The organism is Embleya sp. NPDC059237, from assembly GCF_042754105.1.
Lineage (GTDB): Bacteria > Actinomycetota > Actinomycetes > Streptomycetales > Streptomycetaceae > Embleya.
On the sequence record NZ_JBHZAE010000002.1, the window covers coordinates 525,104 to 551,365 of the forward strand.

Genomic DNA, 26,262 nt, shown 5'->3' on the forward strand with positions numbered 1-26,262 from the left:
CGGCGGGCACACCGTACACGCGCCGCGCCCACCCCGGGTTCATCGCGTCGAGGGCCCGCCGGAGGCGCCGAATCCGCGCAGCAGGGTGTCCACGATCCGGGTCGCGAGCACGTCCGCGTCCTCGCCCCGGTCGTCCTGCGCCGACTCGTGGATCAGCGCGTAGTAGACGCGTCGGGTCCAGTCGAGGTCCACCTCCGGACGCAACAGCCCGCTCTCGCGTGCCCGGCGAAAGAGCCGATCGCACCGATCGAGCACGTCGGTGTGCAGGTGCGCGACCTCGGGGTCGTCGGTGCGCAGCGCGTTCATCGCGAAGCCCCACGCGATCTTGACCCGCAACACGTTCGCGGTCACCTGGTACAGCGCCACCGCCGCCGGCGTGGCGTCCGGCCGCGCCGCCGTCACCGCGTCGTGGAACTGCTGTGTGGCCCACCGGGTCATCGCCACGATCAGCGCCTCGCGGGTGGCGAAGCGCCGGTGCACGGTGGTCCGCGCGACGCCGGCGGCCTCGGCGATCTGCTCCATCGTGGCCGAGGGGTTGGCGCTCAGGACCCGCTCGGCGGCCTCCAGGATCGCGCGCACGGTCCGCTCCGCGTCCGCGCGCAGCGGTCGCGCTCGGCCACCGGTTCCATCTGTTGGGGAAGTCACCTTCGAACTGTACGGCAACGACGCCGGTCGGCTCATACTTGCAACATCAGTGATGCATGTTCTAGGTTCAATGCATCACCGAAGCAGCATGTCGGTCGTCGATAACCATCGCCGCCGGCTGCCCACCAAGGAGTTCTCATGGACCTGCGCCTCACCGACAAGGTCGCCCTCGTGACCGGCGCGAGCCGCGGCATCGGGCTCGCCATCGTGTCCACGCTCGTCGCCGAAGGGGCCCGGGTCCTGGCCGCGTCGCGCACGATCACCCCGCAGTTGGCCGCCACCGGCGCCATGACCATGGCCGTCGACCTGGCCCGACCCGACGGCCCGAGCCGCCTGGTCGATCGGGCCCTCACCGAGTTCGGCCGGCTCGACGTCCTGGTCAACAACGTCGGCGGGGGCGACGCCGGCGGCGAGTCGCAGACCGGCGGCTTCCTGAGCTTCACCGACGAGCAGTGGCTCGCCTCGTTCGAGCTGAACTTCCTGGCCGGCGTACGCACCACCCGGGCCGCGCTGCCTGCGTTGGTCGACACGCGCGGCACGATCGTGAACATCTCCTCGCTCGGCGGCCGGGTGCCGCACAGCGGGCCGGTGCCGTACACGACCGCCAAGGCCGCGCTCACCGCGTTCGGCAAGGCCGTCGCGGAGGAGTTCGGCCCGCGCGGCGTCCGGGTCAACACGGTCTCCCCCGGTCCGGTGCGCACCGCGATGTGGGAGGCGCCGGACGGTTACGGCGCCCAACTGGCCGCGTCCATGGGCCTGTCCCACGAGCAGCTGCTCGACGCCCTGCCCGGCGCGTCGGGCATGGTCACCGGCCGCTTCGTCGACCCGGCCGAGGTGGCCACCGCGGTCGCCTACCTGGCCTCCCCGCTCGCCGGCAGCGTCACCGGCACGGACCACCTCGTCGACGGGGGCGCGCTCAAGGCGGCCTGAACCCCCGGGGGCGGGCCGGTGCGATCGGCCGCACCGGCCCGCACGATCGATGCCGCCGCTCACCCCACCCGGGGCCGCACCCCGAGCGCGGGCAACACCGTCTCGCCGATGCGATACGCCTCCTCGAGGAGCGGATTGCCGGAGAGGATGAAGGTATCCACGCCCAGCGCCTCGAACTCCTGCAACCGCTCGATCACCTGGGCCGTACTGCCGACCACGGCCGTGCCGGGCCCCGGCCGGAACAGGCCCATCCCGGGCCACAGGTTCGGCGACACCTCCAACTCCCGGGCCCGCGCCGGAACCCGGCCCCCGTGCTGGCGGAACTGCCGTTCCCAGCCCACCCCGTCGGCATCGGCTGCCTGACCCAGCTGCCGGGCGTACGTCGCATGACTGGTCACCTCCAGCAACCGGTCCGCCGCCGCCCAGGCCTCGTCCTCGCGCTCCCGGACGATCAGGTGCAGCCGCAGCCCGATCCGCAACGAACGCCCGTGTGCCGCCGCCCGCTCGCGCACCTTCGCCAGCTTCTCCGCAAGCTGGTGCGGCGGTTCGCCCCAGGTCAGATACACATCGACATGCTCGGCGGCCATCTCGATCCCGGCCGGGGACGAGCCACCGAACCACAGCGGTACGTGCCCGCCGACCCGATGCAACTCGCGCAGCCCGGCGCCGGCCTGCTTGAGGTCGTAGAACGTGCCCTTGTGGTCGAAGACCTCGCCCGCGGTGAGTCGCTTGACGATGTCCCAGTATTCGGCGCTGAGTTCGTACCGCTCGTCGTGTTCGAGATGCAGCCCGTACTCGCGCAGTGCCTCGGTCGAGCCGTTGACCACGTTGAACCGCAACCGCCCCGGGCCGAACAGCGCCTCGAAGCTCAGCGCCATCTTCGCCAGCAACGTCGGCGCGATCAATCCGGGGTGCACCGCGAGCAACGGCCGAAACGTCGGCGCCGCCGCGGCCAGCACACTGCCCAGCGACCACACGTCGTACAGATCCGTCGCGAGCAGCGCCCCGCTGAAGCCCAACCGATCGACCGCGCCGCCCAGTTGTTGGAGGTAGGCCAGGTCCACCGGCCGCCGCCCGGCGGGCTCCCACGGATACGGTCCCTCGCGCGGGATCACGTACCACAACACCTCGGGACTCATCGGCCCGCACCGTCCGCCGGCGCGAGCACCCGGGCCACCGGCGCGGACAACGCCGCCGCCTGGGCATCGGCCACCGTGATCGGGCGGTCGATGAACCCGTTGGTCGCGAAGATGTCGGCGGCCTCCTGCTGTTCGGCGATGAACGACTCCGGGATCGGCTCCAGCCGCCACGGCAGCGCCGCCAGCGCCTCGGCCCAATCGGCCCGGGTGCCCGGGAGTTCGGCCGCGTGCAGTTCGGCCGCCTCCTCCGGATGTGCCACCGCCCAGGCGTCGGCCTCGCGCAGCGCGGCCACCACCGTCGCGACGACCTCCGAGCGCTCCTCGGCGAACGCGCGGCGGGCGAAGAACACCGAGCGGTCGGTGATCACGTCGCCGACGCGGTGCAGCACCCGAAGGCCCGACTCGCGGCGCGCGGCGACCAGTTCGGGGCCCTGCGCGACCCACCCGGCGATCTCGCCGGCGCGCAGCCGCGCCGCCTGGTCCTGGCCCGCCGCCGGCCGCAACGGCGTGATGTCGTCCCGGTAGGACAGGCCGACGTCGTTCAACGCCTTGGCCACGAAGTGGGTCTGCCACGACCCGATGCTCAGCACGACCGTGCCGCCCTTGAGATCCGCGGTGGTGCGCACCGGGCCCTCGTCCGCGACCAACAGCGCGCCGTGGCCGGGCCGCGGCGCGGACACCGCGACATAGACGAGGTCGTGGCCCTGCGCCTGCCCGACGATCGGCGGCGTCGACCCCGTGCCACCGAAGTCGATCGTGCCGGCGCCGAGCAGTTCGCCCACCCGGGTGCCCTCCACGGGCAACCAGGTCACCGTCTCGCCGAGCGGTTCGAGGGCACGTTCGAGGATGCCCAGTCGGGCGAGCAGGTACAACGACGGATTGCTGCCGTGGACACCGATGGTGACGGTCATTCAGATCACTCCGGACGTGGACGGGACGGTGGCGGACGTCGTGGCGGAAGTCGTGGGGGAAGCGGTCGGGGCGGCCGTGACGGAGGCCGAGGGGACCGTGGGCGGCGTCGTGGCGACCGGGAGGGAAGCCGCAGGGACCGTCGGGGCGGCGGGCACCTTGGCCGGCCCGTCCGCGACCCGGACTCCCAGGTCCGCCAGGAGCCGCCGCCGCAGCGCGGCAAAGGCCGGATCCGTCGGGTCGCGCGGTCGGTCCACGGCGACGATCTCGTCGGTGACCAGATTGCCGTCGCGCAGCACCGCGACCCGGTCGGCGAGCCGGATCGCCTCCTCGACGTCGTGCGTGACCAACAGCACGGCGGGCCGGTGCACCCGGCACAGCTCGCCCACCAGGTCCTGCATGCGCATCCGGGTCAGCGCGTCCAGCGCCGCGAACGGCTCGTCGAGCAGCAGCAGTTCCGGCTCGCGCACCAACGCCCGGGCCAGCGCCACACGTTGTGCCTCGCCGCCGGACAACGTCGCGGGCCAGGCCGCGGCGTGCCCTTCCAGGCCCACCTCGGTCAGCGCGCGCAGGCCGATCTCCCGGGTGGCCCGCCCCCTCGGCAGCCCCACCACCACATTGGCCAACACCCGCTTGGAGGGCACCAGACGCGGCTCCTGGAAAACGATCGTGCGAGCCTCCGGAACCAGCACCGTGCCGCCGTCGTGCCGATCGAGTGCGCCCAGGATGCGCAGCAGCGTGGTCTTGCCGGTGCCGCTGGCGCCGAGCAGCGCGACGAACTCGCCCCGCGCGATGTCCAGATCGACGCCGTCGAGCACGGCCCGGGTTCCGAACACCCGCCGCAGGCCCGCGAGATGCACGGCGGTCTCGGCGCTCATCGGCCGGCCCCCTGACCCTGGCCGCGCCACGGCATCAGCACCCGTTCCAGGATCCGCACGATCACGTCGGCGAGCAGGCCCAGGATCGCGTAGACGAGGATGCAGACGGTGAGGATGTCGGTGCGGGAGAAGCTCTGCGCCTGGCTCATCAGATATCCGATCCCCGCCGTGGAGTTGATCTCCTCGGCCGCGATCAGCGCGATCACGCTCAGCGTCATGGACAGGCGCAGCCCCGAGAGCAGCGCGGGCAAGGCGCCCGGCAGGACCACCTCGCGGACCAGCGCGAGCCGACCGACACCGAAGCTGCGCATCGCCTCGACCAGTTTGCGATCCACGTTGCGCACCCCGCCGGACGCGGAGACGTACATCGGAAACGCCGTGGCCACCGCGATCAGGATCACCCGGGCCGACTCGCCGATCCCGAACCAGACCATGAACAGCGGGACCAGCGCGAGGAAGGGCACGGTGCGAAGCAACTGCACGGAGGAGTCGAGCAGTTCCTCACCGAGCCGGGAGAAGCCGGTGAGCACGCCCAGGGCCAGGCCGATGGTCAGCCCGAACACCAGGCCCAGGCCGGCGCGACCCAGTGACACCCGCAACGCGTCGGGGAGTTGCCCGTTGTCCCACATCTCGCGCGCGGCGTGCACCACGTCGGCGGGCGAGCCGAGCAGATCGGGGCTGAGCGCCCCGCTGTGCGAGGCCCAGGCCCAGCCGCCGATCAGCGCGAGCGGTCCGATCGCGCGCAGCGCGGGGCTGAGAAAGCGCGGCCGCGGTCGCGGAATGCGCGGACGCGGGGCGACCAGGCCGGGGTACTCACGCTCGGGGGATTCGGCCTCGATCACCCGGGGTTGCGCCTCGATCACCGTGGGCGCGCTCATCCGGTCGCCCCCGGGAGGGTCTCGACGTCGAGCAGGTGTGGCTTGACGTCGACGAGGGTCTGGGTGACCTTCTGGTCCTGGAAGAACCGGGCCACCTTGCCGAAGCGCTCCACGTCGGCGGGCCGGATCGGCTCCACCGTCGCCCCCTGCCGGGTGAAGTCGGTCTGGATGCGCTTGGGTTCGGCGCCGTAGGCGGTGGGTCCGGAGTCGGTGAAGACGTTGATGTACGCGGCGGGGTCGGCGATCTCCTTGGTGCCGGCGTCGTGCAGGTAGGTGTAGAACGCCTTGACCACGTCGGGATGCTTGTCCGCGAACGCGTTGCGCACCGCCCAGACCGAGTAGTTGTCCGAGCCCAGCGCGCGCCCGTCGGCCAGGAAGCGGGCATTGCCCGAGGCCAGGGCCGGTACCGAGTAGGTGGCCCAGGTCGCCCAGGCGTCCACCTGTCCGGCCGCGAACACCGGCGCGGTCTGGTCGGCCCGCAGATAGACCCGCTCCACCTTGTCGGCCGGGATCTTCGCCTGTTCGAGCGCGGCGAGCAGCAGGTATTCGCTGGTGCCGCCCTGTGAGCAGGCCACCTTCTTGCCGACCAGGTCCTGGATCGAGTGGATCTTCGAGTCGCTCTTCACCAGGATGCCCTCGCCCGCCAGGTCGGGGGCGGTGGCGCCGAACAGCTTGAAGCTCGGCTTCTGCCCGAGTGCGGCCACGGCGGAGGTGATCGAGCCGAGCGCCACGTCGAGTTGTCCCGCGTTGATCGCCTGGGCGGCCGGCGCGAACGGGCCCGCGCTGCCGGTCCAGGAGACCTTGGCGCCGACCTTGGCCAGAGCCGCGTCCAGCGAGCCGTCCTTCTTGCCCCGGGCCAGTACCCCGTTGTTGCCCGGGTCGGGAATCCGCAGCGTGATGTCGCTCTTGCCGCCGCCGCTCGCCGCCGACGCCTTGGTGTCCTTCGAGGAGGAGCCGCAGCCGGTCAGCGCGATCAGCGTCGCGGTCGCGAGCGCGACCGCGGACAACAGTCGGGTGCGGCGAGGGGGCCGGCTACTCATGGGGAACCTCCAGCGGTGATATGCGAGACGGTGCGGGGTCGTTCGGGTGCGTGGCGCGGGCGCGGGCACGAGCGCGGACATCGGCGAGTTCGCGGGCCAGCCGCAGTGGTTCGGGATCCGCCCAGGCCGGTACGTCCACCGGCCCGGCCAAAAAGCCCTGTTCGAACAGGAACCGCTCCTGCCGGGCGAGCAGGTCCAGGCGTTCGGCGGACAGGTCGATCCGGAGCGTGTCCGGGCCGAGTTCGCGGTACGCACCGGCCACCCCGAACGCGCCCGCGCCGGTCTCGGCGCCCAGGATCCGGGCCACCTCGGCGGGATGCTCCGGCGCCCAGTCGGCCGCCTCGACCAGGACCGCCAGGAACCGGGCGACCAACTCCGGATGATGGTCGAGCAGTTCGCGGTGCACGGTGATCGGTCGCGGCGTCCCGTTGTTGATCCGCACCGCCCGGTCCGGCACCGCGTCCAGGTCCACCGCGACCACCGCGCCGTACCGGACGGCCGCCTCCACGGCCAACGCGCCCTTGACGTAGACGGCGTCCACCACGCCCCGGCTCAGCGCGGCCAATTCGGCCTCCCACTGCCCGCTCCCACGCGCCGCCGGCACCTCGACCGGGCGCGCGTCGGCCAGGGTGGCGCCGGCCAGGGACAACGCGCCGGCGAAGCCGTGCAGGGCCATCGCCCGCCAGAAGTCGATCGCGATGTCGTGCCGGGGCACGGCCAGCCGCAGTCCGCGCAACTGTTCCGGCGAGGCGATCCCGCTCTCCGCCCGGACCAGGATCGCCTGGCGCTCCTCGATCCAGGTGAGCCCGACCAGCCGGGTCTCCTCACCGCGCGAACGCGCCCACAGCGCGGGTACGTTGCCGCCCTCGCGGAACAGTCCGGGCAGCGCGTGCGTGTAGTGGTGGTCGGCGGCGACATCGGCCGAGACGTCCTGAAGCGACCGCACGGTGATCCCCTCGGCCGCGAACTCGGCGTCGAGCAGGCCCAGATCGGCCGCGATGCCGGTGGCGGTGGGGACGGGACAACGGGTGAACCACAGCTCGTCGGGGCGTGCGCCGGTCAGGGCGGTCATGGGAATACTTCCGTTCGCGTTCGAGGCGTCGACGGGACCCGCGCCCGGTTCGACACGGCGCGGATCGACCCGGGACCGAACCGGTCCGGGCAAGGAAGAGGCAAGAAGAGGCAAGAAGGGGGTGGAACACAGGGATCGGCGAGACCTACCCGACGCGCGGGTCGAAACCGGGGCGGACCGAAGGCATCACCGGGTCGGGCAGGGACCCGTCAAGGAAGACGAGCCGGAAGCCCCGAGGAAACGCGGGTCGGGTCAGCGACAGCCGGCGCTGGAGACGCGCGCGAGGTCGATGTGCCGGCGGCTGGTGAGCAGCGCCCGGACGCCGGCGAGCGGCGCGGTGTACGACGCGACTGCGGACACGCGGGCCTCCTCACGGCATTCGTCCGGCACGGGTGCGCCGAATGGCGCATCGGGGTGGATCCTGGCACGATCCGCGCCACCCGATCAAACCTTCCCACGATGTGGGATGTCTCGTCGCTCTCCGACGCGCCCCGTGGCGCGGAGTGGTCCACGCCCTTGCCGTATGGTGAAAACCGCCTGTCGAACGGCGAGTTGGGGAAGCCAGTGAAGACTCCGAAGATCCCGGTGCACGAGCCCGCCGGCACACCCGGGCCTGCCGGCACGCACAAACCGGTCGCCACACCCGAGCCGGCCGCCGCCCCGGACGCTTCGCACACCGCCGACCCGCCCCGCCCGGCGACCGCCCCCTCCGGCGCCCAGGCCGTGCAGCGCGCCCTCGGCATCCTGCACTGCTTCCGGGCCGGCGGCACCGACCTGAGCGCGTCGGACATCGCCCGCCGCCTGGGCCTGTCGGTGTCCACCGCGCATCGGCTCGCCCGGACCCTGGTCGGCGCGGGCTTCCTGGACCAGGACGACCGCACCAGCCGCTACCGCCTCGGTCCCGTGGTCGCCGAGTTGGGTCTGCTGGCCTACCACCAGCGCGGCCTGCACCACGCCGCCCCGGAGTTGGAACAGCTGTCCCGACGCACGTCGGCGACGTCCGACCTGGCCATCCGCAGCGGCCGGCACGCCCTGGTCCTGGTCGGCAGCTCGGTCCAGCCCGGCACCGGCCTGGGCCTGCGCCGACCGCTGCACTCGACGGCGCTGGGCAAGGTCCTGCTCGCCTGGGCCGACCCGGCCGACGGCGGCCTGGCCCCCCTGCTCCCGCTCGCCCCGCAGACCGACCGCACGATCGTGGACCCGGTCGCGCTGCAGGCCCAGTTGGACGCGGCGCGAGCGATCGGTTACGCGCTCAACGACGGCGAGTCGGTACCGGGGGTACGCACCCTGGCCGTACCGATCCTGAACCGCGCCGGCCACGCGCACGCCGCACTCGCCGTGCGCTCCACCCCCGCGGTGATGACCGACGAGCGCATCCCGTGGTTCCGCGACCGGGCCCAGGCGTGCGCCGACGCCCTGGAGGTACTGCTGCTCCCGCCGCACCGACGCCGACTGCGCGAGTCCGGACTGCCCGCCGAGTAGGCGCACACCGAAGGGCCCGCCTCGCCCCCCGCGCAGCGGGAGTCGGGGCGGGCCCGAGAAGTATCGGTCAGGCGGCGGCGACGAGCGCGTCGCGACCCAGCACGCGGGTGCGGGTGGTGGAGGTGACGGTCGACGCGCCCCTCGGGCGGGCGAACACCGCGAGCCGCAGGAACACGAACCGGGCCAGACCCGCCACACCGGAGGCGGTGAGGTAGGTGGCCTGCTCGACCATGATGCTCGGCGCCGCCTGGACCGCATGCAGCCCGAGCATCGCGGCGGTGGTGAACAGGTAGGCCACCAGGGCCGAACCGCCCGCCTGGACGTGCGCCTTGAGGTTTGCCCGACCCGCGCGGAAGGAGAACCGGCTGTGCAGTTCGGTGGCGAGGACGGTGCCGGCCGCGGTGACCACGGCGTTGGTGACGACGAGCGGCAGGGTCCCGTTCAGCGCGACGAGCGCGGCGCTGGAGGCCAGTCCCGTACCCCCGCCGAAGACCACGAATCGAACGAAGGAGGCGACCGTGCCGGGGGCCGTCGAGTTGGCGGTGTCCTGTCCTGCGACCCGGCTGCGGTTGTTCACGTGACTCTCCTCGGCCCCCTGCGGACCCCCTCGGTCCGACAGATCCAACCTAGGGATTCGGCAACACATTCCCCATGGTGCTCACTTCCCTCTGTGGGTAGGGCTGGCCCCACCCCCCACAGGGAGGCCCGCCAGGGGTCGAAACCGTCGCCCGTGAGCCCGAAACAGGCCCGACAAACCCCCGTATAACCGAACAAAATCCCCCCCCGAACCCACCCTCGGACCGGGGAACCAACCCGGCCCGCAACTCGTTCCCCGCAAATGTCTCCCTCGTCACATCCCCCGGATCCGCGGCCGTCCCCACCCCCAACCCCCACGACCATCCACATGGATATCGTGACCCGGTAGCATTAGTTTCGTGAGCACACGAATCGCGGACCTCGACCCCGGCGGCGCCCCCCTGCTCGGCGAACCGCTGCCGGTGGAGCTGGCCAATACGCGCTACGCGGTACGGGGCACGCCGCACGAGGGGCTGGCCGAGCCCGCGCACCTGGCCGCCTGGCTGCGCGACATGGCACCGCGCCTGGGCAACCCGCCGTCCGAGGCCGCGCTGCTCGCCGTGGACGCGCACGACCTGGCCCGCGCCCTCGACCTGCGCGACTGCGTCGGCGCCCTGCTCACCGCCGCGATGACCGACACCGTGCCGGCCGCCGACACCGTCGAGCGGCTGAACACCTATACCCGCGCCGCCCCGCAGTGGCGCGAGCTCACCTGGCCGACCGCCGTCACCCGCACCGAGGCCGACCCGATCACCGCGGTCCTGGCCGAACTGGCCGGCGCCACCGTCGACCTGCTCACCGGCCCGGACCGCACCGAACTGCGGGCCTGTCACGGCCCGGGCTGCATCCTGCACTTCGTCCGGAACAACCCGCGCCGCGAATGGTGCTCGGCGGGATGCGGCAACCGCGCCCGCGTGGCCCGGCACTACCGGCGCAGCAAGAACCCACCCGTCGACGGCTGACCCCGTCCACAGGAGACACAGGAGACAAGGGACTCCCCTGAAGACCGGAATGCCGGCCTCCGAAAGACTCTGGGCGAATCCCCAGCGAGAGGCTCAGATCTTCCATGCGCGTTCCGTCCCTGCTCCACACGCGCTCCGCGGGCGCCGCGGCCGCCGTCCTGGTCGCCACCACGCTGCTGTCCGGCTGCCTCGGCAAGAGCGACGACAAGAAGGACCCCAAGAGCGCCCCGGCCGCGACCGCGTCCAAACCCCCGATCATCACGATGCCCCCGGCTCCGACGCTGCCCGCGAAGACCGACCCGTCGGCGAGCAGGCCGCCCGCCGGCACCGCGAACCCGATCAGCAGCCCGGGCCGGGTCAAGATGGTCAAGCTGCACAAGGGCGACTGCATCAACCAAAAGGGCGAGGACGTCCTGACCGTCGCGTGCACCACACCGCACGACGCCGAGGTGGTGGGCGAGTACACCATCCCCGACTCGCTGCCTCCGACGAGCATGAAGTTCAAGGACGAGATCACCGCGAAGTGCACGGAGCTGACCTCGGGCGCCGCCGGCCGCAACAGCACCATCGAGCTGTCGAAGCTGTCGTTTCGACCCACGTCCGGCAGCTGGCTCAATGAGCACGACCGGGACCTGACCTGCCTGCTCAAGCGCACCGACGGCACACCCCTGACCGCGCCGCTGAAGTAACGCGGCACGCCGCACCGTTCCCGACCGCAGCCGACCCCGCCCGTGTCCCCGGGCGGGGTCGGCTGCGGCATGTCGGGCGCCCCTCGCGCACGATCGCGAACCCACCTCTGCCGGCGGTCGCGAATCGGCCCGTGCCGGCGACCGCGAACCCACCCCCGCCGGCGGTCGCGAACCAGCTGCCACCCACCGTCGTGAACCGGCCGACGGACGACGGGAATCGGCCGCGATTCCTTATCGCGTCCGCGATGATCGATGGCCTCTTCGGACCGGATTCACCCGTTCGAGGGGCTTGTGAGCCACACAACCGATCCGCCCCGAGCATCCGCGTAGCCTGGCGCCCGCGACGGTGGCTCGGATCGCCCTTCGGGCACCGGCACCGGCCGCGAGCGCACCAGAACTTGCCATCGGCGGCCCGATCCGCCGAGCGGTCCGCAGGACACCCGCACGATTCGATTCCGACCTTTTTCGAGGATGCCGATGGTTCTCGCTGGATCGTCCCCCGGAGGCCGACGGCCGGCCCTCGTCTGGATCCTCCCCTTCCTCGTGACAGCCGTGTGCGCGGCCGCGGCCGTGGCCGCGGTCTCCGACCAGGCCCGCCCGGCGGTGGCCCTGTGCGGCGGACTCGCGACCGTCGCCGTCGCCGTGTGCGCCGCGGAGGCGGGCAGGCGCGGGCGCACGATCACACAACTGCACACCAGGCTCCAGCAGCAACAGATCGGCCTGCGCCGCCGACTCGCCGAGCAGGAGTCGGAGATGATCCGGCTCTCCGAGGAGATGTTGCCCGAGGCGATCGGCCGACTGCAGATGGGCGAACCGGTGCCCGAGGTGATGCGCAAGGTCGCGCCGCACCCCGAGGAGCCGACCGAGTTCGCCATCGCACACCGCAACGTGATCCGCTCGGTGATCGACACCGTCAGCGCCGAGGAGGACCTGCGCGAGTCCGCCCAGCGCGCGTTCGTCAACATCGCCCGCCGCGTCCAGGCCACCATCCACCAACAGGCCCAGGACATGCGGGACATGGAGGACCGGCACGGCGACGACCCGGTGGTCTTCCGCGACCTGCTCCACCTCGACCACGGCAACGCGCTGATCGGCCGCATGGCCGACAGCATCGCGGTGCTCGGCGGCGCCCGCCCGGGCCGCCAGTGGGAGACCGACATCGGCATGTACAGCGTGCTGCGCGGCGCGATGTCGCGCATCCTCGACTACCGCCGGGTCAAACTGTCGTCGGTCGTCGAGGTCGCGGTGATCGCCCAGCACGTCGAACCGCTGATCCACGCGATCTCCGAACTCCTCGACAACGCCACCCGATACTCGCCGCCCTCGACCACCGTGCACCTGAGCACGACCGAGGTGCAGAGCGGCATCGCGGTCGAGATCGAGGACGCCGGCGTCGGCCTGAGCGAGGAGGCCCGCCGCCGCGCCGAGCGCATCCTGTCCCTGGACGGCGACGCACTCAACCTCGGCGACCTGGGCGAGACCCCCCGGCTGGGCCTGACCGTGGTGGCCCGCCTCGCGCACACCTACAACTTCAAGGTGATGTTGCGTCCGTCGGCCTACGGCGGCGTGCGCGCCGTCGTGGTCATCCCGCAGAACCAGATCACCGCGAACGTGCCGCCGATGTACCCGATGCCCGAGCATCTGTCGCACCTGGACGAACTCCCGTCCCTGCACGACCTGATGACCGAGACGCCGGCGCACACCGAGTTCGGCGCGAACGGTCTGCCCCAGCGCCGCCGACGCGGCCTGGGTACGGTGCCCCGCGCCGGTGGCACGCGCGGACACCGCGCGGCCAAGCCGACGACTCCCGCCGCCGCCCCGAGCGTCGACGAGACCCCGCCGGGACTGGGCCTGGACGCCTTCCTCAGCGGCATCAACGGCGAACCGCCGCCCAAGGAACGACGATCCGAGACGGGCGAAAACTCGTGGGACGACGGGGGATACCGATGACGGCGTACCGACCCAACATGGACTGGATGCTCTCCGACCTCGCGAAGAGCGTGCCCTTCACGCGCTACATCGTGCTGCTGTCCGCCGACGGCCTGCGGATGGCCCAGCACAACACCGCCGCCGACACCGCCGACCGGCTCGCCGCCGCGTGCGCCGGCCTGCAGAGCCTGGCCGCCGCGGTGGCCGCCGAATTCCCCAAGGGGGACGGGCGGATGCGGCTGGTGGTGATCGAGGTCAACGGCGGCTACTTCTACATGATGGCCGCCGGCGCCGGCGCCTACCTCGCGGTGCTCGCCGACGGACAGGTGGACACCGGCCTGCTCGGCCACCGCATGCGCGACCTGGTGATCCGCATCGGCGAACACCTCACCAGTCCGCCACGCCACGACGGGGCCTTCCCGTGACCGTGCCGCGGCGCACACGGCGCGTTCCCTACCCCGAACGGCTGTACCTGGTCGGGGAGAACCCGGACGACCCCGGCCGGTTGGACCTCGTGACGCTGTTCGTCGCCAAGCACACACCCACCCGCGGGATGGGCCCCGAGCCCGCCGCGATCGTGCGGATGTGCGAACAACCGTTGTCGATGGCGGAGATCTCCGCCCACATGCGGTTACCCACCAGCGTCCTGACCCTGGTGCTCGCGGACATGGTGACCGCGGGCGAGTTGGAGGCCCGGGCCCCGATCCCGGCCGCGTCGTTGCCCGACATCGATCTCCTCAAGGCGGTGATGCATGGACTACAACGGCTCTGAGACCCTCGTCGGGCCGCGTCCCGAGGACATGCTGCCCGCGACGGCCGCCGCCGCGGTCAAAGTCGTGATCGTCGGCGGATTCGGGGTCGGCAAGACCACCCTCGTCGGCGCGGTCAGCGAGATCCGTCCCCTCACCACCGAGGAGACGATGACCCAGGCGGGCGTCGGCATCGACGACCTCGCGGGCGTCGAGGCCAAGACCACCACGACGGTGGCGATGGACTTCGGCCGGATCAGCCTCAACGAGCGCCTGGTGCTCTACCTGTTCGGCACCCCCGGGCAGGAACGCTTCTGGTTCCTGTGGAACGGCCTGTTCGACGGGGCGCTGGGCGCCGTGGTGCTGGTCGACACCCGGCGCCTGGAGGTGTGCTTCGACGTGATGGGCCGCCTGGAGGATCGCGGCGTGCCGTTCGTGGTCGCGATCAACACGTTCCCCGAGTCGCCGATCTACTCCATGGACGAACTGCGCGGCGCGCTCGACCTCGACGACACCGTACCGATGGTCGACTGCGACGCTCGCGACCGAGGTTCCAGCCGGGATGTGCTGATGGCGCTCATGCAATACCTCCACACGCTCACCACGAACCGGGAGACGCCATGACCGCTCCTCCCCCCGTTCCGCCGCCCGGTTGCCCCGCGCACGCGGGCGCGACGGCCACCGAGGGCATCACGCGGTTGTACGGTCCGGAGACCATCGCGGATCCGGGTGCCGCGTACGAACGACTGCGCGCCGAATACGGGGCGGTCGCCCCGATCCTGGTCGACGGCGATTTCCCCGGTTGGCTGGTGCTCGGCTACCGGGAGAATCTCGAGGTCATGCGCACGCCGAGCCGGTTCTCCCGGGACGCGCGCAACTGGCGCGACTGGCGCGAGGGCCGGATCCCGCCGGACGCGACGATCCTGCCGATCATGGAGTATCGCCCCGACTGCGTCTCCAGCGACGGCGCCGAACACCAGCGGTTGCGCTCGGTGGTCACGGAGAGTCTGGACCGGTTCGACCGGCGCGGCATCCGCAAACACGTGCAACGCCTGTCGCACGACCTGATCGACCGGATCGCCGCCGACGGCCACGCCGACCTGGTCGCCCAGTTCGCCCAGCAGTTGCCGATGCTCGTCATCGCGCAGCTGTACGGACTGCCCGACGAGATGGGTCCGCAACTGGTGCAGGCCAGCGCCGAGTTGATGATGCAGAGCGAACGCGCCCTGGAATCCAACGAGTTCATCCTGCAGACGCTGCGCGATCTGGCCGACCGCAAACGCCGCGAGCCGGCCGCCGACTTCCCGTCCTGGCTGATCGAGCACCCGAACCGGCTGTCCGAGGACGAGGTGCTGCACCACCTCAGGCTCGTGATGGTCGCCGCCAACGAACTGACCATCGCGCTGATCGCCAACACCCTGCGGGTGGTGCTCACCGACGACCGGTTCGCCGCCTCGCTGGCCGGCGCCCGGCTGAGCCTGCCCGACGCCGTCGAGCAGGTCCTGTGGGACGAACCACCGTTGTGGGTCATCCCGGGTCGCTGGGCGCTGGTCGACACCGAGCTGGGCGGGCGGCGGATCCGGGCCGGCGACCTGCTGGTGCTCGGCGTGATGGCCGGCAACGTCGACCCGCAGATCCGTACCGACCTCACCGTGCCCGTCCACCACAACCGGGCCCACTTGGCGTTCAGCGGCGGCGCGCACCTGTGCCCGGGACAGGACATCGGCCGGGCCATCACCGACACCGCGATCGACACCCTCAACAGCCGACTGCCCGACATCCGACTGGCCCACCCGGACCAGCCGCCCGCCTGGCACGCCGCCACCTGGGCCCGCTACCTGACCTCGCTGCCGGTCGATTTCACCCCGGTACCCCTGGTGGAACCCGCCGAGTGGGTCCGCCCCGCCCGCGCCGCCGACCACACGACCCGCCCGCCGGAGCCGCCGCTCCCGCCGCTGCCCTCCACATGGTGGTCGCGGCTGAGCACGTGGCTCTTCGGCTGACCCGGCGAGCGCCGGGCCGCCCCCCGGCGCTCGATCACCTCCCGAACCCCGGGCGGGCCCGACCCGCCGGGTTCACCGCTTCGCGGTGATCACCCGCAGCAGGGCCCCGACCGCGTCGACCATCGCCGCCCGCGACGCGGACAGCGCCGGTCGCGGGTCGGCCTTGCCGGGGGTGGCCGCCAGGTGCTCGCGCAGCGTGCCGGTGTAGGCGATGTTCAGCGCCGTACCGACGTTGATCTTGGTCATCCCGGCCGACACCGCCGCCCGCAGTTCCTCGTCCGGCACGCCCGACGAGCCGTGCAGCACCAGCGGGACGCCGACCGCCTCGCGCAGCCGGGCGATCAGGTCGTGGTCGAGCGTGGCGGTGCGATCGAGCATCGCGTGGCTGCTGCCGACCGCGACGGCCAACGCGTCCACCCCGGTCGCCTGTACATATGCCGCCGCCTCGGCCGGATCCGTGCGCGCCCCGGGCGCGTGTGCGTCCAGCGCGGGATGGCCCGGCTTGCCGCCCACCTCGCCGAGTTCGGCCTCCAGGGTGATGCCGCGAGCATGCGCCCAGGCCACCGCGTCGGCCGTCACCGCCACGTTGTCCGCGTAGCCGAGCCGCGAGGCGTCGAACATCACCGAGCCGATCCCGGTGCCCTCGGCCGCCGCCAGCAGCTCGACCGACTCGACGTGGTCCAGGTGCAGTGCCACCGGCACCTCGGCCTCCTCCGCCAGCACCCGGCACGCGGCCGCGAGCGGTCCCAGCCGCCCGCCCCGGAACTTCACCGCGTTCTCGCTGATCGCCACCACCACCGGCAGCCCCGCCCGCTCGGCGGCCGTCACCACCGCCTCGGCGTGTTCGAGGGTGATCACGTTGAACGCGGCCACCCCCACCCCGTCCGCCCGCGCCGCGTCGGTCAGTATCCCCGTCGAGGTCAAGCCCATCGCACAACTCCTCTGGAACGATCCCGCCCGGCACCACAACCGTCACCACCGCGCCGCCCGCGCCCTACGCCGGCGGCGCCACCGCGTCCACCCGCACCCGAGGCCGCCAGGCCCGGTACAGCTCGCCGTCCACGTCCCCGGCCAGCGGCGCGGCCACCGCCGCCGCCGACAGGGCCACCGCGTCGCGCAACCGCTCCGGCCACGGCACTCCCTCGGCCAGCCCTCGGGCCAGCGCCGCGACCGCCGCGTCCCCGGCGCCGGTGGCGTTGCCGTGCACCGACTCCGGCGGCACCGCCCGCCACCACCCGGCGTCGGAGGCGGCCAACATCCCGCCCGGACCGAACGACGCGACCACCGCGCCGCCGGCCCCCGTCCGCGCCGCCAACCGGGCCACCGCGCGCAGCGGATCACTCTCCCCGGTCGCCGCGCGCAACTCGTCCGCGTTCGGCTTGACCACATCCGGCCCGGCCGCCACCCCCGCGAGCAGCGCCGGCCCCGAGGCGTCCAACAACACCGGCACGCCCGCCGCCCGCGCCCGGGTGACCAGCTCCGCGTAACCGCCCTCCGGCACCCCCGGCGGCAGACTTCCGGAGAGCACCAACGCCGAGGCGGCGGGCAGCAGTTCGGCCGCCGCGGCGACCACCCGCGCCCACTCCTCGGCGGTCCGCGAGGGGCCGAGTTCGTTGAGCGACGTCGCGCCGCCCGAGGCGGTCTCCACGATCGTCGTGGTGCACCGCGTCTCGCCCACCACCGGCACCGAGGTCAACGCGATGTCCGCGGCGGCCAGGTCGGCCCGTATTCGCTCGCCCGTCGGCCCGCCCAGCGGCGCCACCGCCACGACCGCGACCCCGAGCGAGCGCAACACCCGCGTGACGTTGATCCCCTTGCCGCCGGCCCGCCCGCCGACCGACGCCGGCCGGTTCGCCCCGTGCCGGTCCAGTCGTTCCAGGTGGTAGGTGACATCCCAGGCCGGATTCGGCGTCACCGTGACGATCACGACGCCCGCCCCGCCGGCCCGCGCCCGACGTCCGTCACGACGCGCCCAACACCACGGACCGGGTGAGGTGCCTCGGCTCGTCCGGGTTCAGCCCCCGGCTCTCCGCGATCGCGACCGCGAGCTTTTGTACCCGGATCAGCTCGGCCATCGGGTCGAGGGAGCCGGCCACGAAGGTGCCGCCGGTGACCGCGACCTGCTCGGCCAGCCCCTCCGGCACCGGACCGAACACCCACGTGACCCGGTTCGGCGCAGCGATGCTGATCGGCCCGTGCCGGTACTCCATCACCGGGTAGCTCTCCGTCCACGCCCCCGCCGCCTCGCGCATCTTCAGCGCGGCCTCGGCGGCCAGCCCCGCCGACCACGACGAGCCGAGGAAGGTGAACTGCTCGGCGGCCACGAACGCCGCGTCCGGCTCCCAGGCGACGGCGGTCTCCGCGTCCCGCACCGCCGCGGCCAGGTCCTCGCCCAGATGCGCGCGGAACAACGCGAGCGCCGTGGTGGCGAACCGGGTCTGCACGACCGAACGCTCGTCGGCGAAGTCGAGCATCACGATCTCGTCCGCCGCGGTCGTGATCGGCGTGCCGGGCGGGCCGGTGATCGCGGTCGTGGCGACCTTGCCGCGCACCTCCGCGAGCAACCGCAACACCTCGGTCGTGGTGCCCGAGCGGCTCAGCGCGACCACCCGGTCGTAGTCCCGTACGCCGGGGAACTCCGAGGCCGCGAAGGCGTCGGTGACGCCCTGCCCGGCCCGCTCGCGCAACACCGCGTACGCCTGCGCGATGAACCACGACGTCCCGCAGCCGACGACCGCGACCCGCTCGCCGCTCTTCGGCAGCCCCGCGCACTGCCCCGCGAGCGCGGCGGCGCGGGCCCACAAAGCGGGCTGGGTGGCGATCTCGGCGGAGGTGTGACTGACGGTCGTCATGGCGCTCCCGGGGTGCTCGGACGATGCGCAGTGCTGCGCACTGCTGCACTCACATGCTTGAAACTATTCATTTGATAGCAGTTTCACGCACGAATGAGCAACGTCGCCCACCCCACCGAAGCCCGACTCATCCCGATTCACGGCAAATTTCGCCACGGTCGCCGCCCCGTCCCCCGCCCACCGGCGCCGGTCACCCACCCCGCCGGCTAGGCTCTTCCCATGGATGGATTGGCCGACCTGCTGCGCGGGATCAGGGCTGACGAGGCCCTGTTCGACCGGCGGATCGTGCCCCCGGCGGGGTCCGTCCGGCTCGACTGCCGCACGCCGCTGACCGTCTGCGCACTCGTGCGCGGCGGCGGCCGCATCGTGCCCGAGGGCGGCCCGTCGCGTCCGCTGCGCCCGGGCGACACCGCGGTGGTCCGCGGCCCGGCCCCGTTCACCTTCGTTGCCGACGCACCCACCGACCCGGCCACCGACGCGCCGACCGAGCTGATCTCGGGCGCCTACCGCGCGCACACCGACATCGGCCGCCGGCTGCCCACCGCGCTGCCCGACCTGCTGGTGGTGCCGGACCCCGACGGCGACCATCAACTCCTGGACTTCCTCTCCGCCGAGGTCGCCGCCGACCGGCCGGGCCAACAGGTCGTGCTCGACCGCCTGCTCGACTGGTTGCTCGCCTGCACGCTGCGTGCCTGGTTCGACCTCCCCGAGGCGCACGCCCCGCAGTGGTACCTGGCCCTGGCCGATCCGATCGTGGGCGCCGCCCTGCGCGCCGTACACGACGCCCCGGCCCGCCCCTGGACGATCGCCGCCCTGGCCGCCGAGGCCGGCGTGTCCCGCACCTCGCTCGCCGAACGCTTCACCGCCCGCGTCGGCCAACCCCCGCTCACGTACCTGACCGAGTGGCGGATGGCCCTGGCCGCCGAACTGCTCACCGAACCCGACGCCACGGTCGCCGCCGTGGCCCGCCGGGTCGGCTACGCGGACGCGTTCGCGTTCAGCACCGCCTTCAAACGGGTCCGCGGCCTGAGCCCGTCGGCCCACCGCACCGCCCACCACCGCGCCGCGTAGTACCGACCCGCCGCGAAACCGCGCGGCGGACGAGGTCCGGACGCACGCACATGCTTCCCGGCTTCTCACCCATGGTTGCCGGGCGGCGCGCGAAGCAGGCTGGACGCATGACAACCACGACCCGACCCGCATCGCAGCACCCGATCCTCGTCCTGGGCGGCACCGGCAAGACCGGCAGCCGCGTGGCCGCCGCCCTGCGCGCCCGGGGCGCCGACGTCCGGGTCGCCTCCCGATCCACCGAGGTGCCCTTCGACTGGTCCGACGAGAGCACCTGGGACCGGGTCCTGGACGGCGTCCGTGCCGTCTACCTGGTCCCGCTGGACGGCGCCGAGGCCGGTCCCGCCTTCGTGCGTCGGGCGGTCGCCGCCGGCGTCGAGCGCATCGTCCTGCTCTCCGCGCGGGGCGTCGACACCCCCGGCTACTTCGCCGCGGACGATCCGGCCACGCGGGCCCGACTCGACCTGGAGGCCGCCGTGCGCGGCGCCGGCCCGGCGTGGACGATCCTGCGCCCGGGGTGGTTCGCGCAGAACTTCAGCGAGGGCCTGTTCCGCGACGGCATCCGCGCGGGCGAGCTGGTCCTGCCGACCGGCACCGCGGCGGTGTCCTTCGTCGACACCGAGGACATCGGCGCCGTGGCCGCCGCCGCCCTGCTCGACCCCGGCCACGACGGCGAGACCTACGAACTGTCCGGCCCCCGGGCGCTGACCTTCGACGCCGCGCTGGCCGAGATCGCCGCCGCCGGCGGTCGGCGGGCCGACTACGTGGCCGCCGACCCCGACGAGTACGCCGCCGCCCTGATCGCCCAGGGTGTGCCCGAGGTCGAGGTGGCCATGTGGACCTCCGCCCTGGGCAGCATCCACCGCGGCCTGGAGGCCGCGATCTCCGACGGCGTCCCGCGCGCGCTGGGCCGCCCGGCCCGCGACTTCACCAAGTTCGTGCGCTCGGCCGCCCCCACCGGCGCCTGGACACCCTGACCCCCGACCACCCACCCGCCGGGCCCGTCCGACACACCGCGGACGGGCCCGCCCGCACGCCCGTGACCGAATTCCCGACGCCCCGCCGGATGTCCCGCCCGCGCCGCCGCAGAAGGCAAAAGAATCCGGCCCGCAATCACCCGACCGCATTCCCGGTGCCGCCCGCCGAATCACCGCGCTCACCCATCGCATCCGAAAGCGGCACGCTCGGTATCGACCGCCGAAACCATCCGCCCGAATTCACTCTTTCGCCGGCGCGGCGCATCGGATATCCATCCCGCTGCAAAACAATCGCGCGCAACCGTAACCACCCGAACAGCCGATGAATACCGATCCCGTCCGACACCCGATTCCCGGCGGCCCGCACCACCCCGCGCATTACCGCCGCAGCGCCGCGCAAAAATGTCCGGCCGCCGCATTCCGCCACGCCCAGGCCCCCGCCCAGGCCCCCACCGGCCCACCCGCCGGAGCCCGACGCCCGGCGGCGGCCCCCGACTTCGCGGGCGTAACGCGCCCGAGGGCGGGCATTCTCAAGACAGGTTCGGGATCGTCCGAGCGACCCCGACGCCGACGACCGGTCCCTGTCCTGTCCCTCCGACCCCACCCTCCTCGAACATCCGTCTCGTCCCACCGGCATCCGGTCGCCGCCGATCCCCGGCCCGGCAGGCGTGTGCGACCGCGCCCGAGCCCGGAAACCCGGGCCCATCGGCACGATCACGCAGATCACCGGACCGTCCCGCACACTGGGGGACCAACCGCTCGAAGCCGCTGCGGACCGACGTGACCCAGGTCACCCTCGTGGAGGCGTAACACTTGTACCGATCGGAGCGATGCCTTGAGTGGCGCCGGCAGCGCCGACGGGTCCGGTCCCGCGGATCCGTCATCGATTCGGTGTAGTTGCGGCGCCGCAGCATGCCCGCGTGAACCGAGAGGTTATTTGTGACCCCGAGCTCGTCCAGCACGCTTCCCAACAGAATCGCCGAATCGGAATCTCTGGTGGCGCTCATCGAGCGCGGCCGTGCCGAAGGATCGATTACCGGCGAGGACATACGCCGAGCCTTCGAAACGGATGCCATCCCTGCGACGCAGTGGAAGAGCATCCTCCGTAGCCTCAACGAGGTTCTTGACGAAGCGGGTGTGACGTTGACCGTCAACCCGGTCAAAGAGACCCAACGGAGAGACGTAGCCACAACTCGGCGATCTGTCAAGAAGACGCTATCCACGCGCTCAACCCGTGTCAAGAACACAGAGACCTTGCCCGCGCAAGTCACGCCCGCGGCAACGGAATCGGGAGAGTCCGTCGTGGAATCTGCTCCGAAGCCGAAGAAGGCCGCAGCCAAGAAGAAGACCGCGGCCAAGAAGACGACGTCCACCACCACCACCGAGACGACCCCCGTCGAGCCGAGTGTCCCCAAGGACGGCGACGAGGCGTTGGTCGAAGAGGATCTGTTCGACGAGCCCGGCGACGCCGTGGCCCCCGAGGTCGGGCCCAGCGGTTTCGTTCTCACCACCGACGAGGACGACGCCCCGCAGCAGCAGGTCACCACGCCGGGTGCCACCGCGGACCCGGTCAAGGACTACCTGCGGCTGATCGGCAAGGTCTCGCTGCTCAACGCCGAGCAGGAGGTGTCGATCGCCAAGCGCATCGAGGCCGGCCTGTTCGCGCTGGAGAAGCTGGACACCGAGCCCGGCCTGACCCCGCAGTTCCGGCACGAGCTGGAACTCGTCGCCGAGGACGGCAAGCGGGCCAAGAACCACCTCCTGGAGGCCAACCTCCGCCTGGTGGTCTCGCTGGCCAAGCGCTACACCGGCCGCGGCATGCTCTTCCTGGACCTGATCCAGGAGGGCAATGTCGGTCTCATTCGTGCGGTCGAGAAGTTCGACTACACGAAGGGCTTCAAGTTCTCCACCTACGCCACGTGGTGGATCCGGCAGGCGATCACCCGGGCCATGGCCGACCAGGCGCGGACGATCCGCATCCCGGTCCACATGGTCGAGGTGATCAACAAGCTCGCCCGCGTGCAGCGCCAGATGCTCCAGGACCTGGGCCGCGAGCCCACGCCGGAGGAGCTGGCCAAGGAACTCGACATGACGCCGGAGAAGGTTGTCGAGGTCCAGAAGTACGGGCGCGAGCCGATCTCGCTGCACACCCCCCTCGGCGAGGAGGGCGACAGCGAATTCGGTGACCTGATCGAGGACACCGAGGCGATCCGACCGGCCGACGCGGTCAGCTTCACCCTGCTCCAGGAGCAGCTGCACTCGGTCCTGGACACCCTCGCCGAGCGCGAGGCCGGGGTGATCTCGATGCGCTTCGGGCTCACCGACGGTCAGCCCAAGACGCTGGACGAGATCGGCAAGGTCTACGGGGTGACGCGCGAGCGCATCCGGCAGATCGAGTCGAAGACGATGTCCAAGCTGCGCCACCCGTCCCGCTCCCAGGTGCTGCGCGACTACCTGGACTAAGAGGCAGGACCCCGGGTACGGACGGACCGCCACGGCGGCGCCCTCCGTCCGTACCCGGCGCAATCCCCGCGCCGAAACACCACCTCGACACCCCGGCCGATCCCGCAAAGTGCGGACATCGGCCGACTCGTCCCCTCCGCCGATCGCGAACTCCCGCGTGCGGCAAGGGAGTCGACCGCGGGAGCCCGCCGGTCGCCGCCTACCATCGGCGGTGAGCCGTTCGGCCCCTCCGGCGACCACGAGGTGTTGAGATCATGACCGAGAACGCGGAATCCCGACTGTGGTCGACCCACCCGGAGGGCGCGCCCGCGCCGGCCGGCATCGACGTCACCGTGCCCAGCGTCGCCCGCATCTACGACTTCCTGATCGGCGGCAAGGACAACTACGCCGCCGACCGCGAGGTGGCCCGGAAGCTGATCGCGGTGGCGCCCGACCTCGCGCGCGACGCCGGTGCGCATCGGCGCATCCTGCACCGGGGCGTGCGCTTCCTGGTCGAGCAGGGTGTCCGGCAGTTCCTCGACATCGGGTCCGGGTTGCCGACCGCGCAGAACACCCACCAGGTCGCCCAGGCGGTGGCGGCGGACAGCACCGTGGTCTACGTCGACAACGACCCGATCGTGCTCGCGCACGGTCGTGCGCTGCTGGCCGAGAACGCGCGGACCACGGTGATCACGGCCGACCTGCGTGAGCCCGGGTCGATCCTGAAGAACCCCGAGGTCTTGCGCCTGATCGACTTCGACCGGCCGGTCGCGCTGATGTTGCTGGGCGTCATCCACCACATCAACGACGACGAGGACCCGGCCGGCCTGCTGCGCACCTACCTCGACGCGCTGCCGTCCGGGAGTTGGCTGTTCCTGACCCACTTCCTGCGCAGCGGTCCGGAGTCGGAGCAGATGGAGCGGGTCATGCAGGGCTCGCACAAGAGCGGCCGGTTCCGCGAGCGCGCGGAGATCACCGCCTACCTCGACGGCCTGGAGCCGGCCGACCCGGGGCTGGTGTACGTCGACCTGTGGCGCCCGGAGGAGCCCGTCGACGAGGCCGACCTCACGGTCAGCCAACGCCTGGTCCTCGGCGCGGTCGCCCGCAAGCCATAGCGGGCCCGGCGGGCCGGGCCACCCGTCGGCGGGTGGCGGTGGTGCGGGGGCGGTGTTCGTGGGATGCATACGATGAGGCCATGAGCACGCCGATCGCGGACGATCCGGCCCGGTGGATCGGGCGGGATCTGCATCTGGAGGTGTCCGGGGCGGGCGGGCGGCGGGCCGGGTTGATCCGGGCGATCCGGGAGGCGATCCGCAGCGGACGGCTGGGGCCGGACACACCGTTGCCGCCGTATCGTTCGCTCGCGGCGGATCTGGGCATCGCGCGCAACACCGTCGCCGACGCGTACGCGGAGTTGGTCGCCGAGGGCTGGTTGACCGCGCGGCAGGGGTCCGGGACGCGGGTGGCCCGGCGGGCCGAGCCGTTGGCCGAGCCGCGCCGGCGGGCCAGGGTGCGGCCGGTCGCCGGGAATCCGGCGGGGCCGACGTACAACCTGCGCCAGGGGCAGCCCGACGCGGCGTCCTTCCCGCGCGCGGCGTGGGTGGCGTCGGCGCGGCGGGCGTTGAACGCGGCGCCGAGCGAGGCGTTCGGGCCCGGGGATCCGCAGGGGCGCCCGGAGTTGCGGGCCGCGCTGGCGGACTACCTCGCGCGGGTGCGGGGCGTGCGTACCCATCCGGACCGGATCGTGGTCTGCTCCGGGTTCGCGCATGCGTTGCGGTTGTTGTTCGGCGGGGTGTTGCGGGGGCCGGCCGCGGTGGAGGCGTACGGGCTCGCCTTCCATCGCTCCATCCTGGCCGCGGCGTCGGTGCGCACGTTGCCGCTGGCGATCGACGAGCACGGCGCCGACACGGCCGGGTCGGCCGCCTTGGCGCGGGCGCGGGTGGCGGTACTCACTCCGGCCCACCAGTTCCCCACGGGCGGGCCGCTGCCGCCGGAGCGTCGGGTCGCCGCGCTCGACTGGGCGCGGGCGGCCGGCGGGATCGTGGTGGAGGACGACTACGACGGGGAGTTCCGCTACGACCGGCGGCCGGTGGGCGCGGTCCAGGGCATGGATCCGGACCGGGTGATCTACGTCGGTTCGGTGAGCAAGAGCCTGTCCCCCGCGATTCGGCTCGGCTGGATGGTGTTGCCCGGGCACCTGGTCGAGGACGTGCTCGCGGTGAAGGGGCAGCGCGAGGCGTGGGCCGGGGTCACCGATCAGCTCACGCTGGCCGACTTCATCGAGGGCGGCCACTACGACCGGCACATCCGCCGGATGCGGCAGCGCTATCGGGCCCGCCGGGACCACCTGGTGGCGGCGCTGGCCGAACACGCGCCGCAGGTGAGCGCCACGGGAATCGCCGCCGGCCTGCACGCGGTGCTGCAACTACCTCCCGGCACCGAGCCGGCCGCCATCGCCGCGGCCGAACGCGAGGGCCTGGCCCTGGACGCCCTGTCCACCTTCCGCCACCCCGACACCGACTCCCCAGCCCGCGACGGCCTGGTAGTCGGCTACGCCACACCCCCGGACCACGCATACCCGGCGGCGCTAACGGCACTGTGCCGAGCCCTGGCGTCGGCAACGGCGTAACAACGCACCCGAACAGCGCCAAACCCAGCCCCGGGGAACCCGCCCCACCCCCAACGCTCGCACCCCGATGCTCGGCGGACTACTCCCCCCGCTCCCCGCAGACCACCCACCGTCGACCCGCCGAAGCCCACCCCGCCCGCCTTCCCGGCACTCACGCCCCGACGCTCGGCGGGCGACTTCCCCGGCATCCCGCAGACCGCCCGCCTTCAATCCGCCGGTGTCCGCTCCGGCCGCCTCCCCGACACCCGCACTTCGACGCGCAGCGGGGGCCTCTCGGCCTCCGCAGACCACCCCGCCCGCCTCCCCGGCGCTCACGCCCCGACGCTCGGCGAGCGGCTCCCCCGCTTCCCGCAGACCGCCCGCCGTCGACCCACCGGAGTCCGCTCCCGGCCACCTCCTCGGCACTCGCGCCC

At 72.5% G+C, this 26,262-nt stretch carries 26 protein-coding genes; 14 read left to right on the top strand and 12 right to left on the bottom strand.

Annotation, left to right across the window (positions count from 1 at the left end; genetic code table 11):
* Positions 1-39: 39 nt before the first annotated feature.
* A complete protein-coding gene (locus ACFXKZ_RS09080) occupies positions 40-645 on the bottom strand; it encodes a TetR/AcrR family transcriptional regulator (protein ID WP_379998077.1) in 606 nt (201 codons plus the stop codon).
* A 138-nt stretch (positions 646-783) separates the two neighbouring features.
* Between ACFXKZ_RS09080 and ACFXKZ_RS09085 the strand changes: the two genes are divergently transcribed.
* Positions 784-1,575: an SDR family NAD(P)-dependent oxidoreductase gene (locus tag ACFXKZ_RS09085; RefSeq protein ID WP_379998079.1), complete on the top strand. Its 792-nt coding sequence runs from the start codon at positions 784-786 to the stop codon at positions 1,573-1,575.
* A 59-nt stretch (positions 1,576-1,634) separates the two neighbouring features.
* Here the strand turns inward: ACFXKZ_RS09085 and ACFXKZ_RS09090 are convergent, their stop codons facing one another.
* The 7 genes from ACFXKZ_RS09090 to ACFXKZ_RS09120 all read right to left on the bottom strand — a co-directional run bounded on the left by ACFXKZ_RS09090 (position 1,635) and on the right by ACFXKZ_RS09120 (position 7,851).
* The gene (locus ACFXKZ_RS09090; RefSeq protein WP_379998081.1) at positions 1,635-2,714 is read right to left on the bottom strand and encodes an LLM class flavin-dependent oxidoreductase; all 1,080 of its coding nucleotides are present in this window, start codon (positions 2,712-2,714) and stop codon (positions 1,635-1,637) included.
* Positions 2,711-3,625 (bottom strand): ABC transporter substrate-binding protein, encoded by a 915-nt coding sequence (locus ACFXKZ_RS09095; protein WP_379998084.1) that lies wholly within the window; start codon positions 3,623-3,625, stop codon positions 2,711-2,713. The genes ACFXKZ_RS09090 and ACFXKZ_RS09095 overlap by 4 nt, the downstream gene beginning before the upstream one ends.
* A complete protein-coding gene (locus tag ACFXKZ_RS09100) occupies positions 3,626-4,501 on the bottom strand; it encodes an ABC transporter ATP-binding protein (protein WP_379998087.1) in 876 nt (291 codons plus the stop codon).
* Positions 4,498-5,379 (bottom strand): ABC transporter permease, encoded by an 882-nt coding sequence (locus ACFXKZ_RS09105; protein ID WP_379998088.1) that lies wholly within the window; start codon positions 5,377-5,379, stop codon positions 4,498-4,500. Before ACFXKZ_RS09105 ends, ACFXKZ_RS09100 begins: the two co-directional genes overlap by 4 nt.
* On the bottom strand, positions 5,376-6,419 hold the full coding sequence (locus ACFXKZ_RS09110) for an ABC transporter substrate-binding protein (protein ID WP_379998090.1): 1,044 nt from the start codon (positions 6,417-6,419) through the stop codon (positions 5,376-5,378). Before ACFXKZ_RS09110 ends, ACFXKZ_RS09105 begins: the two co-directional genes overlap by 4 nt.
* Complete coding sequence (locus tag ACFXKZ_RS09115) at positions 6,412-7,491, bottom strand: ABC transporter substrate-binding protein (RefSeq protein WP_379998091.1); 1,080 nt, start codon at positions 7,489-7,491, stop codon at positions 6,412-6,414. Before ACFXKZ_RS09115 ends, ACFXKZ_RS09110 begins: the two co-directional genes overlap by 8 nt.
* Before the next feature lie 252 nt (positions 7,492-7,743).
* The gene (locus ACFXKZ_RS09120; protein WP_321170712.1) at positions 7,744-7,851 is read right to left on the bottom strand and encodes a putative leader peptide; all 108 of its coding nucleotides are present in this window, start codon (positions 7,849-7,851) and stop codon (positions 7,744-7,746) included.
* A gap of 363 nt (positions 7,852-8,214) precedes the next feature.
* Between ACFXKZ_RS09120 and ACFXKZ_RS09125 the strand changes: the two genes are divergently transcribed.
* The gene (locus ACFXKZ_RS09125) at positions 8,215-8,973 is read left to right on the top strand and encodes an IclR family transcriptional regulator (protein ID WP_379998682.1); all 759 of its coding nucleotides are present in this window, start codon (positions 8,215-8,217) and stop codon (positions 8,971-8,973) included.
* 67 nt (positions 8,974-9,040) lie between these two features.
* On the opposite strand, the gene ACFXKZ_RS09130 is transcribed toward ACFXKZ_RS09125, so the two are convergent.
* Positions 9,041-9,550: a hypothetical protein gene (locus ACFXKZ_RS09130; protein WP_379998092.1), complete on the bottom strand. Its 510-nt coding sequence runs from the start codon at positions 9,548-9,550 to the stop codon at positions 9,041-9,043.
* Positions 9,551-9,908: 358 nt separating this feature from the next.
* On the opposite strand from ACFXKZ_RS09130, the gene ACFXKZ_RS09135 reads away from it, so the two are divergent.
* The 7 genes from ACFXKZ_RS09135 (at position 9,909) to ACFXKZ_RS09165 (ending at position 15,881) form a co-directional block, all read left to right on the top strand.
* Positions 9,909-10,511: a CGNR zinc finger domain-containing protein gene (locus ACFXKZ_RS09135; RefSeq protein WP_379998094.1), complete on the top strand. Its 603-nt coding sequence runs from the start codon at positions 9,909-9,911 to the stop codon at positions 10,509-10,511.
* Between the two features lie 104 nt (positions 10,512-10,615).
* Positions 10,616-11,200, top strand: coding sequence for a septum formation family protein (locus ACFXKZ_RS09140; RefSeq protein ID WP_379998096.1), 585 nt, complete (start codon positions 10,616-10,618; stop codon positions 11,198-11,200).
* A 543-nt stretch (positions 11,201-11,743) separates the two neighbouring features.
* Positions 11,744-13,150 (top strand): sensor histidine kinase, encoded by a 1,407-nt coding sequence (locus tag ACFXKZ_RS09145; protein WP_379998098.1) that lies wholly within the window; start codon positions 11,744-11,746, stop codon positions 13,148-13,150.
* Positions 13,147-13,554, top strand: a complete 408-nt coding sequence (locus ACFXKZ_RS09150; RefSeq protein WP_379998100.1) for a roadblock/LC7 domain-containing protein — start codon at positions 13,147-13,149, stop codon at positions 13,552-13,554. Before ACFXKZ_RS09145 ends, ACFXKZ_RS09150 begins: the two co-directional genes overlap by 4 nt.
* The gene (locus tag ACFXKZ_RS09155) at positions 13,551-13,901 is read left to right on the top strand and encodes a DUF742 domain-containing protein (RefSeq protein ID WP_379998102.1); all 351 of its coding nucleotides are present in this window, start codon (positions 13,551-13,553) and stop codon (positions 13,899-13,901) included. The genes ACFXKZ_RS09150 and ACFXKZ_RS09155 overlap by 4 nt, the downstream gene beginning before the upstream one ends.
* Positions 13,882-14,502 carry an ATP/GTP-binding protein gene (locus ACFXKZ_RS09160; RefSeq protein WP_379998104.1) on the top strand — a complete coding sequence of 207 codons (621 nt, stop codon included), beginning with the start codon at positions 13,882-13,884 and terminating at the stop codon, positions 14,500-14,502. The genes ACFXKZ_RS09155 and ACFXKZ_RS09160 overlap by 20 nt, the downstream gene beginning before the upstream one ends.
* The gene (locus tag ACFXKZ_RS09165) at positions 14,499-15,881 is read left to right on the top strand and encodes a cytochrome P450 (protein ID WP_379998106.1); all 1,383 of its coding nucleotides are present in this window, start codon (positions 14,499-14,501) and stop codon (positions 15,879-15,881) included. Before ACFXKZ_RS09160 ends, ACFXKZ_RS09165 begins: the two co-directional genes overlap by 4 nt.
* Positions 15,882-15,953: 72 nt before the next feature.
* Here ACFXKZ_RS09165 and ACFXKZ_RS09170 read toward each other — a convergent pair whose 3' ends face one another.
* The 3 genes from ACFXKZ_RS09170 to ACFXKZ_RS09180 all read right to left on the bottom strand — a co-directional run bounded on the left by ACFXKZ_RS09170 (position 15,954) and on the right by ACFXKZ_RS09180 (position 18,733).
* The gene (locus ACFXKZ_RS09170; RefSeq protein WP_379998108.1) at positions 15,954-16,811 is read right to left on the bottom strand and encodes a ketose-bisphosphate aldolase; all 858 of its coding nucleotides are present in this window, start codon (positions 16,809-16,811) and stop codon (positions 15,954-15,956) included.
* 64 nt (positions 16,812-16,875) lie between these two features.
* Complete coding sequence (locus ACFXKZ_RS09175) at positions 16,876-17,808, bottom strand: 1-phosphofructokinase family hexose kinase (protein WP_379998110.1); 933 nt, start codon at positions 17,806-17,808, stop codon at positions 16,876-16,878.
* A gap of 34 nt (positions 17,809-17,842) precedes the next feature.
* On the bottom strand, positions 17,843-18,733 hold the full coding sequence (locus tag ACFXKZ_RS09180) for an SIS domain-containing protein (protein ID WP_379998112.1): 891 nt from the start codon (positions 18,731-18,733) through the stop codon (positions 17,843-17,845).
* A 219-nt stretch (positions 18,734-18,952) separates the two neighbouring features.
* Here ACFXKZ_RS09180 and ACFXKZ_RS09185 point away from each other — a divergent pair, with 219 nt between their 5' ends.
* From ACFXKZ_RS09185 to ACFXKZ_RS09205, 5 genes are all read left to right on the top strand, one after another.
* Positions 18,953-19,804, top strand: coding sequence for an AraC family transcriptional regulator (locus ACFXKZ_RS09185; protein WP_379998114.1), 852 nt, complete (start codon positions 18,953-18,955; stop codon positions 19,802-19,804).
* 107 nt (positions 19,805-19,911) lie between these two features.
* Positions 19,912-20,778, top strand: a complete 867-nt coding sequence (locus tag ACFXKZ_RS09190; RefSeq protein WP_379998116.1) for an NAD(P)H-binding protein — start codon at positions 19,912-19,914, stop codon at positions 20,776-20,778.
* A gap of 939 nt (positions 20,779-21,717) precedes the next feature.
* The gene (locus tag ACFXKZ_RS09195; protein WP_126635819.1) at positions 21,718-23,241 is read left to right on the top strand and encodes an RNA polymerase sigma factor; all 1,524 of its coding nucleotides are present in this window, start codon (positions 21,718-21,720) and stop codon (positions 23,239-23,241) included.
* Between the two features lie 254 nt (positions 23,242-23,495).
* Positions 23,496-24,335 carry an SAM-dependent methyltransferase gene (locus ACFXKZ_RS09200; protein WP_379998119.1) on the top strand — a complete coding sequence of 280 codons (840 nt, stop codon included), beginning with the start codon at positions 23,496-23,498 and terminating at the stop codon, positions 24,333-24,335.
* Positions 24,336-24,415: 80 nt separating this feature from the next.
* Positions 24,416-25,849 (top strand): PLP-dependent aminotransferase family protein, encoded by a 1,434-nt coding sequence (locus ACFXKZ_RS09205; RefSeq protein WP_379998121.1) that lies wholly within the window; start codon positions 24,416-24,418, stop codon positions 25,847-25,849.
* The last annotated feature ends 413 nt before the right edge of the window (positions 25,850-26,262 follow it).